The 14205-nt window shown below is 58.5% G+C and carries 10 protein-coding genes and 1 tRNA gene; 10 read left to right on the top strand and 1 reads right to left on the bottom strand.

From position 1 onward, the window contains the following. Nucleotides 1-55: 55 nt before the first annotated feature. The 10 genes from selA to BF99_RS0110320 all read left to right on the top strand — a co-directional run bounded on the left by selA (nt 56) and on the right by BF99_RS0110320 (nt 13105). Nucleotides 56-1711: an L-seryl-tRNA(Sec) selenium transferase gene (selA, locus tag BF99_RS0110395; RefSeq protein ID WP_025770809.1), complete on the top strand. Its 1656-nt coding sequence runs from the start codon at nt 56-58 to the stop codon at nt 1709-1711. After that, on the top strand, nt 1708-3807 hold the full coding sequence (gene selB, locus BF99_RS0110390; protein ID WP_025770808.1) for a selenocysteine-specific translation elongation factor: 2100 nt from the start codon (nt 1708-1710) through the stop codon (nt 3805-3807). The genes selA and selB overlap by 4 nt, the downstream gene beginning before the upstream one ends. A gap of 194 nt (nt 3808-4001) precedes the next feature. Beyond that, nucleotides 4002-4097 (top strand) — tRNA-Sec (locus BF99_RS0110385). A 154-nt stretch (nt 4098-4251) separates the two neighbouring features. Beyond that, nucleotides 4252-4767 (top strand): DUF4365 domain-containing protein, encoded by a 516-nt coding sequence (locus BF99_RS0110375; RefSeq protein WP_025770807.1) that lies wholly within the window; start codon nt 4252-4254, stop codon nt 4765-4767. Beyond that, the gene (locus tag BF99_RS0110370; RefSeq protein WP_025770806.1) at nt 4768-5937 is read left to right on the top strand and encodes a hypothetical protein; all 1170 of its coding nucleotides are present in this window, start codon (nt 4768-4770) and stop codon (nt 5935-5937) included. It begins immediately after the preceding gene. A 535-nt stretch (nt 5938-6472) separates the two neighbouring features. After that, a complete protein-coding gene (gene gcvH / locus BF99_RS0110350; protein ID WP_025770805.1) occupies nt 6473-6853 on the top strand; it encodes a glycine cleavage system protein GcvH in 381 nt (126 codons plus the stop codon). Nucleotides 6854-7412: 559 nt separating this feature from the next. Next, the gene (gene gcvP, locus BF99_RS0110335; protein WP_025770803.1) at nt 7413-10379 is read left to right on the top strand and encodes an aminomethyl-transferring glycine dehydrogenase; all 2967 of its coding nucleotides are present in this window, start codon (nt 7413-7415) and stop codon (nt 10377-10379) included. A gap of 218 nt (nt 10380-10597) precedes the next feature. Then, nucleotides 10598-11230, top strand: a complete 633-nt coding sequence (locus BF99_RS0110330; RefSeq protein WP_025770802.1) for a GIY-YIG nuclease family protein — start codon at nt 10598-10600, stop codon at nt 11228-11230. Nucleotides 11231-11497: 267 nt separating this feature from the next. Continuing rightward, a complete protein-coding gene (locus tag BF99_RS22495) occupies nt 11498-12124 on the top strand; it encodes a GIY-YIG nuclease family protein (protein ID WP_081759214.1) in 627 nt (208 codons plus the stop codon). Between the two features lie 111 nt (nt 12125-12235). After that, nucleotides 12236-13105 carry a DUF6414 family protein gene (locus BF99_RS0110320; RefSeq protein WP_025770801.1) on the top strand — a complete coding sequence of 290 codons (870 nt, stop codon included), beginning with the start codon at nt 12236-12238 and terminating at the stop codon, nt 13103-13105. Nucleotides 13106-13276: 171 nt separating this feature from the next. Here BF99_RS0110320 and BF99_RS20705 read toward each other — a convergent pair. Then, the coding region (locus BF99_RS20705) for an ABC transporter ATP-binding protein (protein WP_038098057.1) at nt 13277-14205 on the bottom strand (929 nt) is incomplete at its 5' end.

The following is a 14205-nucleotide window of genomic DNA, read 5'->3' as shown; positions in this document are numbered from 1 at the left end:
TTTTCGAATCCTTTGCCATCGAGTACACCCCGAATACACCCGAATACGCCATCCAATGCCGATCAAGACCCTTTCCGACCTTCCTTCCGTCGATCGCCTGCTTGCCCGCAAGGCCGTCTCGGAGTTGATAAGCGCCTACGGCCGAGCCCCGACGGTGGCGGCGGTGCGAGGGGCGTTGGACGATGCAAGGCAGCGCATCGCCGCCGGGCAGGGTATCGATCTTCCTTGGATCGAGCGCGCGATCGCCGCATCTTTGAAAGCGCGCACGGCGCTTTCGCACAAGCCGGTATTCAATTTGACGGGGACCGTGCTGCATACCAACCTCGGGCGCGCTCCGCTACCGCCCGAAGCGCTGGCGGAGATCGTGGCGGTGGGTCGAGGTGCAAGCAATCTCGAATTCGATCTGGCCACCGGTCGCCGCGGGGATCGCCACCGTCATGTCGAGTCGCGGCTGACCTCCTTGACCGGGGCCGAGGCCGCGATCGTGGTCAACAACAACGCCGCCGCGGTGCTCTTGGCCTTGGATAGCCTTGCCAAACGCAAGGAGGCGATCGTTTCCCGAGGCGAGTTGATCGAGATCGGCGGTGCCTTTCGGATGCCGGATATCATGCAGCGGGCTTCGGTGAAGTTGGTCGAGGTGGGCACCACCAATCGCACCCATCTGCGCGATTACGAGTCCGCGATCGGTCCGCGCACCGCGTTGCTGATGAAAGTGCATGCCAGCAACTATTCGGTGGAGGGTTTTACCGCTTCCGTTGGCGAGGCCGCGCTTGCGAAATTGGCAAGAGCCAAGGGGCTGCCGTTGGTATCGGATCTCGGCAGCGGATCGCTGATCGATATGGCGGCGCACGGATTGCCGCCGGAGCCGGTGGTGCGATCGATGGTGGCCGCCGGGGTCGATCTGGTGACATTCAGCGGCGACAAACTCCTCGGCGGACCCCAAGCGGGGATCATCGTCGGGACTTTCGATCTCGTCGAGCGATTGAAGCGCAACCCGTTGATGCGCGCCTTGCGCCCCGATAAGTTGGTGCTGGCGGCGCTCGAATCCGTGCTCTTGCTCTACGAAGATCCGGATCGCCTCATCGAAAGGTTGCCGACCTTGCGCTTGTTGACCCGAAGGCGATCCGACATCGAGGCTTCGGCTTTTCGCATCGCCCCTTATCTTGCGGCTTGGTTGCGAGGGTTCGATTCACCCGCCGCCCCCGCCGAGGATCGCTCTCCCGGCGGGACTTGGAAGGTGGAGGTGGTGCATTGCCTAAGCCAGATCGGAAGCGGGGCGTTGCCGGTGGAGCGCTTGCCGAGTGCGGCCCTTCGTTGCGTTCCGGTCTTCGATGAGAGGCGAGGCGGCAAGGCGGCGGCCGGGCGACGGGCGATGGGGAAAAAGGCGATCTCGCAGCGATTGAACGCATTGGCGGCGGCCCTTCGGGCATTGCCGATTCCGGTGATCGGACGAGTGCACGAGGGGGCGCTGTGGCTGGATCTTCGCTGCCTCGAAGACGAGGGCGGGTTGATCGGGCAGCTGGAAGAGGGGGAGGCGCCTTCTACTTCTCTTGCCGGCTCGGCGGCGCTTGGGCCAGAGGCGATCGAGTCGGAAAGAGCCGGCTCCGAAACGGCGGGCTCGAAAGCGCTCGGGGCGAGGGCTGTCGACTCGAAAGATGTCGAGTCGAAAACATCTAGCCCCGAAGACGACTCTTTGCCGGGGGCACCGTGATCGTCGCCACCGCCGGGCATGTCGATCACGGCAAGACCGCGATCGTGCGCGCGCTCACCGGGGTCGATACCGACCGCCTGCCCGAAGAGAAAAAGCGTGGGCTGACCATCGATCTCGGCTTCGCCTATCAGCAGGTGGACGAAGATCATACGCTCGGCTTCGTCGATGTTCCCGGCCACGAGCGCTTCGTTCGCAATATGCTGGCGGGGGTCGGGGCCGTCGATCTCGCATTGCTGGTGGTGGCGGCGGACGATGGAGTGATGCCCCAGACCATCGAGCACACCGCGATCCTCGATCTCCTGGGTGTTCGCGAGTGCATCGCCTTGGTGAGCAAGACGGATAAGGTCGACAAGGAGCGGGTGGCGCAAGTCAAAGCGCAGGTCGAAGCGCTCCTAAGCCCCACCGGGATGCGCAAAGCGGAAATCTTGGGTGTTTCGGCTCACTCGGGAAGTGGGATGGAGGCGCTGGCCGGCTCCTTGCGCAATCGCGCCCGGCGGCTGGTGCGCGAAGCGGCGCAAGGGCTCTTTCGGCTTTGTGTGGATCGCGCATTCACTATCAAAGGGGCGGGGTTGGTGGTTACCGGCAGCGTGCACGCCGGTAGCGTGGGTCTCGAAGAGCGACTGCTTTCGAGCCCCGGCGGATACGAGGTGCGGATCCGCGGGATCCATGTCGGGGATCGGCCTGCGGATCGGGCCCTAGCCGGCGAGCGCTGCGCCCTCAATCTCTCGGGACGCGGGCTCGATGCGCAGCGTATCGCCCGCGGCTCTTGGATCGTCGATCCTCTTTTGCATGCTCCGACGGATCGCATCGACGCCCGCCTGCGTATCCTTCCCGGCGAGCATCGCCCCTTGCGCCATTGGACACCGGTGCACGCGCACCTTGCCGCCGGATATTCGCCGGCGCGCATCGCGATTTTGGAAGGCGGCAGCATCGCCCCCGGGGAGAGCGCTCGGGTGCAACTGGTGTTGGAGCGGCCCGTCCACGCCTTGGTGGGCGATCGCCTCGTGATCCGCGATCAGTCGGCTTTGCGCACGATGGGCGGCGGAGCGATCATCGATCCCTTCTCCCCGGTGCGCGGTCGGGCTCGCCCCGCTCGTCTTGCTTGGCTCGAGGCCATCGAGGCCGGGAGAGGGCTCGCCGGTGGTGGCGACGACGATGGGCTTCGTGCCTCGCACGAGGCTTCTCGGGAAGAGGGCTCTTCAAGGGGAGGGCCTCCGGGCGAGAGTATCGACGGGTTCGAGAGCGAAGCCGAGGGTGCAAACCCGCAAACCGCCGACCCACACTTGCCCGCACGGAGGGTGATCGAAAGGCTCCTCGCCGATACCCCGAGCGGGGTGGACAGGCGGTGGATGCAGCGGTCACTGGGGCTCCCCGACTCGGATTTGGAAGAGATTTTGCAGACCATCGAAGCGGTGCGGGTGGCCGATGCGGGCTTCGATTCGTATTTTTCGACCGCGCATTGGGCGGAACTGCAGGCCGAGGTGGTCGCCTTCCTCGAGCGCTTTCACCGAGAACGCCCGCAGTTGGCGGGCGCCGGGGCGAGCGATATTCGCTCGGGGCTCGGGCGTCGCTTGATGCTTTCGACCCTCGAGCGGGCGCTGGTGATGCTGGCGCATCGCCAGGTTGTGGTTCGGCGGGGGATGATGGTGCGGTTGCCGACGCATCGAATCGTCTTGGGGAGCGAAGATCGGGCTTTGTGGGAGCGCATCGAGCCGATCCTCGATCCCGCCCACGGCAGCCCGCCTGGCATGCGACAGGTGGCGGAGCGCCTGAAGATCGAGGAAAAGGCGCTAAGAGCGTTTTTCAAGCGGGTGGGGAATGCGGGGCTGACGCTGCCGGTGACGCCCACTCGTTTTTTATCTCTGGCCGCCATCGAGTCCATGGCCAAAGGCGCGCAATCGCTGGCTCGATCCTCGGAACGGGGGCAATTCACCGCCGCCGAATACAAGGACTCTATGGGGATCGGGCGCAACTTCGCGATCGAGTTGCTGGAGTTTTTCGATCGCAGCGGATTGACCGAACGCATCGGCGATCATCGTCGCCTTCGGGGCCGCGCCGATGAGATCTTCGGGGAATCGGCATCGAGGGGGCTTTGAGGGTGCTCGCGCGCTTTCGTCGAAAGGCTTCGTTGATCCGCTTTCCCCGATAGTATCTTCGGGGGATCCCGGCTTCGGCGGGGCTTTCGAGGATCATCGGGCGATAAGGCCCGTGCGGCGAGCCGAGATAGATGAGCCGAGATAGAAAGGATGTCGGCGATAAAGAATCGAGATCGCTTCGTATCGAGGACGAAGGAAGAGGATCGCACCCCGGTGGGGCGCCCGGACTTCAAATCCGGTGAGATGCGTACCACGTGTCTGGTGGGTTCGACTCCCACCCTCTTCCGCCAATTCGATATCTTTGTCGAGCGGCTCGGCGATCCCTTCGTTGATCGCATCGTTGATCCCTTGGGCGATCGACTTGTCGATCAGATTGCCGATCGACTCGCCGTTCGTGCGACCTCTCGAAGAGACGCCTTGGGTACCATCGGCGGATAGATGAGGATGACCGATGCTTTGCCGACATCGATCGGCGATCGAAAAAGGCGGCTTTCGGTCGCATATACGATGGCGGTGGCGGCGCAGGCGGGCTATAGGGTCGACATCCTCGATTCGGATCGAGACGGGGTCGATCTGCGGATCGACACCGGCAAGGCTTTTCGCCCGGCGCTCGATATCTCGTTGCAGGCGACCACGCTTTTGGAGCCACCCAAAGCCGGTTGCACCGCATATTCTCTACCCTCGTGCCGCTACGAGCGGTTGCGGATGAAGACGCAAACCCCGCGCATCCTCATCGTGCTCGATCTGCCCAAGCAGGAGGATCGATGGTCGAGCGTCAACTTCAACGAGCTCGTGCTTCGTCATCGGGCCTATTGGCTGAGCCTGAAAGACCATGACCCGAAAGATATCGAAGAGATTTCGAATATGCATTCGGTGAGAATCGATATCCCGATGAGAAACCTCTTCAACGCCGCCTCCTTGCAAAGACTGATGGCGCTTTCGAGGACGGGGGATATCTAGATGGACGTCGCGATCCGGGATATCGTTATCCGGGACGCCGCCGCCCTGTCTTGTCTATCGCCGGCCGCTTTGGCGGCATGGGCGCAATCCAAGGGATGGCGCAAGAGCGGACGCTATCGAGAGCATTCGGATATTTACCGAGCGCCGGACAAACCCGAACTCCTGATCCCGACGGTGCGCGAACTCGGGGATTATCCGCAGGTTGTCGGAAGGCTGATTTCGGTCTTCGCCGAGGTCGCCGATAGCGATCCCCTGACCATCTATCGGGAACTGGCAAGGGCGGATCGAGATGCGATTCGGGTGCAGGTGCCGGATCGGCCGCATGGATCGGTGGCCGCCGAGGGTGCGGTCGAGTTGATCGTCGGGGCGTGGGGGGTGGTGCGCTCGGCGCTGCGCTCCATGAACGCCCCTCGGGCGGTGCACTGGGAAAACCCGAGACCTAAGATGCGGGTGCACTTGGATCGCATGTTGATGGGGCAGGCCGAGCACGAGAGTTTCGCGATCACCCTTCTATCCCCGGCGATCGTGCAAGGGCTTCCGGAGATCGAGCCTGCGGAGCGGGTCATGACGAAATACCTGGCCCGAGCGATGCACGCCTTGCGTTCGGCGACGGATCGAAGCATCGAGCGTCCCGACGGACAAAAGGATTTCTTCGCCCAAGCGGTGAAAGAGGGGGTGAGCGCCAATCTTTGCGAGTCGATGGTCTCGATGCTCGAGCCCTTTCATTCCATCGATATCGCTTTTTCCTGGGCCTATACGATCGAGACGAAAATCTCGGTAAGCGCACTCGCCTTCGAAAAAGGGGATATCCCGATCCTCAAAAAGGCCGCGGATCGCTTTCGCCGGGAGGCGCTGGAGCCGAATCGCTCCTTTGTCGGCATGGTCGAACGGGTCGAGCGTTCGCAAATCGACGGCGAGGGGAGGATCATCTTGCGCGCCCTCGATAGTCGGGGCGAGCGTCGGTTGAGGGCGCACTTGATGCCCTGCGATTATGAAAAGGCGGTGCGGGCCTTCGAAGAGCGGATGCCGATCGTGCTGGTAGGCGATCTGGATCGAAGCGGTGGGCGCCGACAGCTCGTCGATGCGAGGGTCGTTCATGCGATGGCCGCATCGCCGCCACCGGATGACGAGGGCGTCGGTGCCGGATCCCAAGTCGATCTATTCGATTGAGGGCCGGTGGATGGATGGAGGCTCGACGGCGGCTCGCTGTCAGGTGAAGAGCCCGAATCGAGAGGGTTTTCTTCGAAAAAAAGATCGAGGGCTGGATGAGCGATATCTCGATGCTTCGAGATTCGTGAGAATTCATGAAGATTCACGACTCGCGCGGCGTTTCGTATTTCATATTTCGCATTGACAAGCCATTGCATCTGGCTTGCAATTCCCGTCTTTGAGGGCGACGGTCTTTGCCCGGGATGGTTTTCTCGAAAAACCTTCGAAATTCGGTGACAATCGCCGTTTCGTATGCCTCTTGGCGGCCGTGCTTTGCCTAGGTCTTTTTGCGATACGAGACGATGTCGTCGATGGAAGATGATATCTTGGCAAAATAGAGCGCGCTTTCGATTCAAGGCCCGTTTGATTTCTTTTTCGATCGCCCTTGCTCGAACGCTACCGGGCGAGTGCTTTTGCCGAGTCGAAGGGTGATTCGGTTAAATCCCCCAAGGCGATTTTTTTGCAACCACCTGCATGAGATAAAGGAGGCTGTAGGATGAGCGGCTTGCGCTATACCGAAGATCATGAATGGATTCTTATCGAGGATGATGACGTCGCGCTGACCGGGATCACCCATTATGCGCAAGATCAGCTCGGCGAACTGGTCTATGTCGGGCTTCCCTCGGTCGGAACCGATATCGTTCAAGGAGAGACTTGTGCGGAGATCGAGTCGGTCAAGGCTGCCGGCGAACTCAAGATGCCGGTCGGCGGCACCGTGCTCGAAGTCAACGAATCGCTCGTGGATGCCCCGGAGCGGATCAATTCCGATCCCACCGGTGAGGGCTGGGTCGTGCGTATTCGTATTGCGGATAGCTCCGAACTCGAATCCCTGATGGACGAGGAAGCCTATAAGGAATACACCAAGGGCTTGTCGTGATATCGAGTCTTGGCATCGCTTCCGATCGCTGAGCATCGATCGGAGGGACCCGATATCAGATACCTTGGTACCCGAATGCGCGAATCGGCGATATTTCGGGGGCGAGGAGCAAGAGGCCAAGAGTCGCTTTGCCGCCCCCGCCACGACTGACAAGGATCGCCTGAGCGCACGGTGCGCGATATCCGCAAGCCAAAGCGTGTCGGAAATCGAATGATGCGTAAGAGCATGCTCGAATCGTTGAGAAGAGCGGATGCCTTTTCAGGCGCCCGGATCGATCTCGACGAAGCCGATACCGCAAGGATGCCGCGGCCCATCGGCGTTTTATCGATCGAGTCGCTGCTTGCAAAAAGCGGCTCTCGCTGCAATCGGCAACGACGAACCGACGGGTTTCGAAAGCCCGAGCGTGCCGGCGCAGGAAACCTTGTTCGGGCGTTGTCGGCGATGGCTGTTGCCTAGGAGGTCGCCGTCGTTGTTTGTAAGACCCGCCCCATAGCCCAAGTGCCGAACGAGAAAAGTCAAAGCGGTCTTTTTGATCCACGGGATCCGAGGAAGAAATCGAATGATGCGCAAGAACTCGCTTGAATCGTTGGAGAGGGCGGATGCCTTTTCGGATCGCCATATCGGTCCCGATGCCGCCGATACCGAAAGGATGCTGCGGGCCATCGGGGTTTCATCGATCGAGGAACTATTGCAAAAAGCGGTTCCGGCGGCGATTCGCAACGACGAGCCGATGGAGTTGAAAGCCGCTCTCGGCGAGAGAGAGGCGCTGGAAGCCTTGCACGAGATGGCGGCCCGCAATCGATTGTTGACCTCGATGATCGGCATGGGTTATTACGGCACCCTCACCCCGACGGTGATACAGCGCAACGTCCTCGAAAGCCCTTCTTGGTATACCGCTTACACCCCTTATCAGGCCGAAGTCAGTCAGGGTCGATTGGAAGCGCTGCTCAACTTCCAGCAGATGGTGATGGACTTCACCGGCATGGAACTCGCCAATGCTTCTTTGCTGGACGAGGCGACCGCCGCTGCGGAAGCGATGGCGATGGCCCGTCGGGTATCGAAATCGAAATCCCCGCGCTTTTTCGTCGACGCCGATTGCCACCCGCAAACCGTGGCGGTGATATCGACGCGCGCTCGTCCGCTCGGCATCGAGGTGATCGTCGGCGATCCCTTGAAGGCGGATTTCAGCGAATTCAACGCTGACGATCCTTCCCGGCCGGGCGAGGTCTTCGGAGCCTTGGTGCAGTATCCGGGATCGAGCGGTTCGATCCGCGATTTTTCCGATCATGTCGAGCGGGTGCACGCCGGTGGCGGGCTTTCGATTTTCGCCACCGACCTCCTCGCGGCGTGTCTGATCGAATCACCCGGGAGCATCGGGGCCGATGTCGTGGTCGGCAGCGCCCAGCGCTTCGGAGTGCCGATGGGCTTCGGAGGCCCGCACGCCGCCTTTTTCGCCACCCGCGACGCCTTCAAAAGGCAGATGCCGGGAAGGATCATCGGGGTCTCGGTGGATGCCCAAGGCAAGCCCGCGATGCGCATGGCTCTCCAAACCCGCGAGCAGCATATCCGCCGCGAGAAGGCGACCTCGAATATCTGCACCGCACAAGTGTTGTTGGCGGTGGTCGCCGGGATGTACGCCGTCTATCACGGCCCGAAGCGCCTGCGCGCCATCGCCGAACGGGTCCATCGCCTGACGCGGGCGCTGGCCGCAGGTCTTGTCGAAGCCGGGCACCGCCTTGCCACCGAATCCTATTTCGATACCCTCACGGTGCGCGTGCCGGGCCAAGCCAAGGCGATCGTCGCTCGGGCACGAGATGCCGGCTTCAATCTTCGCCTGCGCGATGCCGACCATATCGGCATTTCCCTTGACGAGACCACCCGGCGCGAGGATGTATGCAATCTTCTGCGCGCCATCGGGGCTTCGGGAGCCGAGAAGGGATCGACCGATATCGATATCGATGCCCTCGATGCCGCCGCCCCCGATGTGCTCGGCTCCTTTGCCAGAAGCACGCCATTCCTCGAGCACCCGGTTTTCAACTCGCATCACAGCGAAACCGAGATGCTGCGTTATCTACGGCGACTGGTGGCCAAGGATATCGCCCTCGACCGCTCGATGATTCCGCTGGGCTCGTGCACCATGAAGCTCAACGCCACCACCGAGATGCTGCCGATTTCCTTCCCCGGTTTTTCATCCCTGCACCCCTTCGCCCCCGTCGATCAATGCGAGGGCTATCGCGATCTATGCACCGACTTGGAGCGCATGCTCTGCGCCATCACCGGCTTCGATGCCGTCACCTTGCAGCCGAATGCGGGCTCGCAAGGCGAATATACCGGCCTGCTTTGCATCCGGCGCTATCACGAATCCAACGGTCAAGGCGAGCGCGATATCTGTCTGATCCCGGTCTCCGCCCATGGCACGAATCCGGCCAGTGCGATCATGGCCGGCATGCGGGTGGTGCTGGTGGCATGCGATGCCAAGGGCAATATCGATATCGCGGATTTGGAAGCCAAGGCCAAGGAGCATCACGATCGCTTGGCGGCATTGATGATCACCTACCCCTCCACCCATGGCGTATTCGAAACGAGCATCAAGGATATCTGTCGCATCGTGCACGATCACGGCGGACAGGTCTATATGGACGGGGCCAACCTCAACGCCATGGTCGGCCTGTGCCGACCGGCGCAGATCGGAGCCGATGTCTCCCATATCAACCTGCACAAAACCTTCTGCATCCCCCACGGCGGCGGCGGCCCGGGGATGGGACCGGTGGGGGTGAAAGCCCATCTGGCCCCTTATCTGCCGGATCATCCGATCGTCGAGGGAGTCAATCCCCTGGCCGACGAGAAGACCGGCACGATCGGCACCATCTCCGCCGCCCCTTACGGCTCGGCGAGCATCCTACCGATCTCATGGGCCTATATCGCCATGATGGGAGCGAAAGGACTTCGCCGAGCCACGGAAATCGCGATCCTCAACGCCAACTACATCGCCACCCGCTTGGGCAAAGGCCGCAAGGGCGAAGGCTCCGACGGCTTCCCGATCCTTTACACCGGCGAACAAGGCTTCGTGGCCCACGAGTGCATCATCGACATTCGCCCCTTGAAAGAATCCAGCAAGATCAGCATCGACGATATCGCCAAGCGCCTGATCGATTACGGATTCCACGCCCCCACCATGTCCTTCCCCGTCCCCGACACCTTGATGATCGAGCCCACCGAAAGCGAATCCAAAGCCGAACTCGATCGTTTCTGCGACGCCATGCTCGCCATCCGCTCCGAAATCGCCGAAATCGAGGCAGGCACCGTCGAACACCAAAACAGCATCTTGGCCCACGCCCCCCACACCGCCACCGCCATGACCCAAGAAAACTGGGATCGCCCCTACTCGAAAGAACGGGCATACTTCCCCTTACCCGGCACAAGCGAAAACAAATACTGGCCCCCTGTCGCCCGAGTGGACAACGTCTACGGCGACCGCAACTTGGCTTGCGCCTGCGCCCCGATCGAAGCCTACGCGGAAGAGTGACGACGATGAGTGATAGGGCGGAAAAGCCAAATTCGGCTTGAAATGAGCGTAGGCGAGACATACATGAATACCTAGCACATTCGTTTGGTTGGTGCCGAGGTTGAGATAGGGATATTGAAAAGAATGGCAATCCCATCTTGCTTCTCGTAGACCACCGACTGTTTGAAATATGTGCTATGGGTTAGGGTAAAAACTGACAATTCCTAGGGGAGAAAATCATGGCCGAGATCATTTACATTCTCAAGAATCCCGCATTTCCTGATCTGATCAAAATTGGCAAGACAGAGAATGATTTGAAGAAGCGTATCAAAGAGCTATCTACTCACTCGGGCGTTCCTGCTCCTTTCGAATGCTATTTCGCCTGTGAAGTGGAAGAGGGTAAAAGTGGAGAAATAGAAAAACGCCTTCATTTTGGGTTTGGTGATCATCGAGTTAATCCAAAACGGGAATTTTTCAACATCAATCCTGAGCGAGTAAAGAGAATTATCGAGGGATGGTCAGTTAGAGATATCACCCCGAATACTGACAATTCTGAGGATCAGGACGATTCCGATATGATTAAGTATGATCGTGCTAGAAAGTCAGTCTTTCGTTTTTCTATGGTCGATATTTCTGTTGGAGAAGAGTTATCTTTTATCAAAGACGAAAATATCACCTGTAAAGTCGCAGATGATCGAAAAGTAGAATTCAGTGGCGAGAAAATGTCACTGAATAAAGTTACTTTACATGTTCTGGATGAAAAATTTCAAAAGAAATTGGATGCTGTTCGAGGTCCGGACTATTGGCTATTTGAAGAAGAGACACTCAATGAGCGTCGATTAAGAATGGAAGAATCCGATGAAGTTACTTGATGGCAGGATTTAGCATAGTGCATTTTTTCGATTAGGTGAATGAATCGCTCGACACTGTGATCGCCTTCTTCGAAAGCAAATGAAAGATGGCGACGAGTCGATTTTCAGTCAACAGATATATCCTTGGAAGTCGTGATTGAGGTACTGAGATCCATTGTCGTGGCGGATGATCAGGCTGGTTGTATTACCGACACGCCATCATGGTATTGATCGAGATCCCGCATCGGTAGCGATGCATGTCGTAGAGACTCATTAAAGGAGACAGTCATGGCCGAGATCGTCTACATTCTCACAAACAAGGCGTTTCCTAATCTGGTCAAGGTAGGTAGGACGAAGGATTTGAAGAAGCGCGTTCGTGTTTTATCCAGTTATTCAAGCACTCCTTATCCTTTTGAGTGCTATTATGCCTGTGAGGTGGAACGAGGTAGAGGTGCAGAAATCGAAGATCGCCTTAAAGGAGGATTTGCTGATTATCGGGTTAATCCGAAGCGAGAGTTTTTTGAAGTTAAACCTGAGTTTGTAAAGAAAATTCTTGAAGGATGGGAAATTAAAAATGTCACCCCGGATGTCGACGATACTGTAGAGGATAAGGCTGACGCAGAAACACTGAAGCGAGCTGGATCCAGAAAGTCAGTTTTTCGATTCTCTATGGTTGATATTAGACCCGGGACGAAGTTGACTTTCTCAGAGGATAAAAGTATCACTTGTCGTGTTGTAGATGATCGTAAAGTTGAATTCGAAGGTAAGACAACATCTTTGCATAAAGTCACTTTGCATATCCTCAATACATATTGTGGCAGAAATTCATATTCGGTGCGCGGTCAGAATCATTGGTTATATAGGGGAGAGACGCTAACGGATCGTCGGGATCGGATGGAGAAATCAAAAAAATAGTATCTGATTTTTATGATGGGATCGCTATCGATTGCGGGATTGGGGTTTCCTCTGATGGCCTGCTGGATTGTCTTGGTGGGTTGACATTTATTGAGATGGAGGTGAAGTGTGATGGAAAAAGGTGATCTGATCGTTCCGGTGTATCTCAATCAGCGGATGGTGTTCGATCTTTTGGCGATGCGGGAGGATGGGATTTCGCATGTTACTCGGGTTGCTTCGACGGAGCGGTCGGGGAGTGCGGATCGGGAGGGTTATGGGGCGGAGTTGGGGATGGGCAAGGTGTTTTCGTCCTTTTTGAAGGTGAGGGTTTCGGGGGATCGGGCGAAGGCTAAGGAGAGTGGGGCTTCGTCTTTGATCGATGAGGAGCGGGTGCATACTCCGGCTTCGTTGTTCTATCGGCTGAGGAATCAGCTGATCGATGACGGGATTTTGGTTGGATTGGAGGGTGATCTATCCAGCAAGATCCATCGGTTCGTGGAATTCGAGGCCGAACTTAGAAGAAATCCTTTGCTCGATGCGATCAACTCGATCTCGTCGCTGTTGAACGAGGAGTCCGAAGGTAAACCTCGGAAAGAAGGGCAAAGGAGAGTCCCTGATCGAGAACGATCGAGCGAGCGAACGAGGCCGCTTAGCGAAAGGCTCAGGGGTTGTGATTCGGTGGAGATGGTGGCTTATGATGTCGAGGGAGGCGCTAACGCTTTGATTACTTTGGAGATCGGATATCTTAATAGTCCATCGATGGCCGATGTGATTGATGGGCGATTTAAGGTGATGGGTAAGGTGATACGGACGGTCGGGTATGGGGAGTCTTTCAGCCTGCTTCGGAAAACGCTTTTTTCCATCGTCCCCCAAGATGAACTCGAACAGGTACTAAGGGCATTCGATGTCTTATCGAAAAAAGATAGGTACGATTTTGCCTCTGTAGGACGGGAGATGAGGGGGCCGGCGTTTCAGGTTCTGCCGATCGCGATTTTTGCTTGATAGGGTCTTCTTCTTGATGTCGGCCCTTTGGGTCGGTTGCTGACTTACAAGCCCGATCGTGCCTTCGCTCGGGTATTAAGGTGGGTTCGATAGCGTTTCTTATCGAATATGGATATTCGGTTTGTCAATCGGTCGGATGCGGGTTCTCGGTTTTCGAAAATATTGATTGGATCATGAACTTCTCGTACGGCGGTCGGCCTGTCTTTGGTATTCGATCAGGCGGTGGTAGGCGCCTTTTCGGGCGATGAGTTCTTGGTGGGTGCCGGTCTCCAAGCAGCGGCCTTTGTCGAGGACGGCGATGCGGTCGGCGTTGCGGACGGTGGAGAGGCGGTGGGCGATGACGATGGTGGTGCGGGTGGTCATCAGGGCGTTCAGGGTTTGACGCACGGAATGTTCGTTGATGGCGTCCAGGTGCGAGGTCGCCTCGTCGAGGATGAGCACCGGGGCGTCTTTGAGGAAGGCGCGGGCGATGGCGACGCGTTGGCGTTGGCCTCCGGAGAGTCGGGCGCCTCGTTCGCCGACTCGGGTGTCGAGGCCTTGGGGGAGGGATTCGACGAAAGTATCGAGGGAGGCTTGGCGCACGGCGGTTTCGATCGCTTGATCCGTCGCATCCGGTCGGGCGAGGGCGATATTCGAGCGCAAGGTCTCGTTGAAGAGCCAGACGTCTTGGGTGACGAGGGCGATTCGTTCTCGCAAGTCGTCGAGTCGGAAATCGCGCAAGTCCTCGTTGCCCAAGAGGATGCGTCCGGTATCCGGATCCCAAAAGCGCATCAGCAGGTGGGCGAGGGTGGTTTTGCCCGATCCGGAGGGGCCGACGATGGCCACGGTTTGTCCGGCATCCACGCGCAAGTTCACGCCTTCGAGGGCGGGCTTTCGGTTGTCGGGGTAGGTAAAGGAGGCTCGCTCTATGTCGATCCGCAAGCCTGCGCCTAAGCGGGGTTGCGGCGGTTCTTCGAGCGGGGCTCCGGGTTCGTTATCGATATCGATGCTCCGCTCGCGTTCGATTGCGCTTTCGAGTGCTTTGTCCTCGTTGTCCGCTTGCGATGCGGTGGATGCTTGGCCTTGCGCCCGATGCATCGGTGTGGCGGGCGAGGCTTCGA

The organism is Thioalkalivibrio sp. HK1 (assembly GCA_000583135.1).
Lineage (GTDB): Bacteria > Pseudomonadota > Gammaproteobacteria > HK1 > HK1 > HK1.
Note: the sequence above shows the minus strand (reverse complement) of the source record. Positions and strands in the feature narration are given on the sequence as shown.

Coding starts and splice junctions, on each gene's coding strand:
- BF99_RS0110320 (WP_025770801.1), top strand. CDS start 12,236: ATGGAAAAAGGTGATCTGATCGTTCCGGTGTATCTCAATCAGCGGATG.
- BF99_RS0110375 (WP_025770807.1), top strand. CDS start 4,252: ATGACCGATGCTTTGCCGACATCGATCGGCGATCGAAAAAGGCGGCTT.
- BF99_RS0110330 (WP_025770802.1), top strand. CDS start 10,598: ATGGCCGAGATCATTTACATTCTCAAGAATCCCGCATTTCCTGATCTG.
- gcvH (WP_025770805.1), top strand. CDS start 6,473: ATGAGCGGCTTGCGCTATACCGAAGATCATGAATGGATTCTTATCGAG.
- BF99_RS22495 (WP_081759214.1), top strand. CDS start 11,498: ATGGCCGAGATCGTCTACATTCTCACAAACAAGGCGTTTCCTAATCTG.
- gcvP (WP_025770803.1), top strand. CDS start 7,413: ATGATGCGCAAGAACTCGCTTGAATCGTTGGAGAGGGCGGATGCCTTT.
- selA (WP_025770809.1), top strand. CDS start 56: ATGCCGATCAAGACCCTTTCCGACCTTCCTTCCGTCGATCGCCTGCTT.
- BF99_RS0110370 (WP_025770806.1), top strand. CDS start 4,768: ATGGACGTCGCGATCCGGGATATCGTTATCCGGGACGCCGCCGCCCTG.